This is a genomic window from Streptomyces sp. NRRL F-5122, assembly GCF_001507435.1.
Classification (GTDB): domain Bacteria; phylum Actinomycetota; class Actinomycetes; order Streptomycetales; family Streptomycetaceae; genus Streptomyces; species Streptomyces lannensis.
On the sequence record NZ_LMWH01000164.1, the window covers coordinates 1 to 326 of the forward strand.

Annotated in this window: 1 protein-coding gene; it reads left to right on the forward strand. The window is 68.1% G+C overall.

The annotated features are described in order from the left end of the window. Positions 1-104: 104 nt before the first annotated feature. Positions 105-326 (forward strand): transposase (locus ADL25_RS48155; RefSeq protein WP_234380956.1); only part of this gene is annotated, 222 nt, incomplete at its 3' end.

Here is a 326-nt window from a genome sequence, read left to right on the forward strand (position 1 = left end):
TGCTCGGTGGCGTCTTCGGCGGACGGGCGGGCGATCGTTTCGAGGGCGGCGTTCAGGTCGGCGGCGGTCGCCTTGGCCTCAACGCACAGCGGCGCGAGGCTCACGTGGGCCACTTCCGACGCGAGGGACTGCGACTTGCCTCTGAGCGGGGCCACCCCGCGGTTCTCGCCGAGCTGCGGGACATCTACAGCGCCTCTAACCACCAGGGCCATTCACAGCGTTGCCCGGCGGTCCTACGCACGTGGCAAGCCGCGTGGAGCGAGTTCACGCCCTACCTGGCCTACCCGCCCGAGATAAGGAAGGTCGTCTATTCGACGAACCTGATC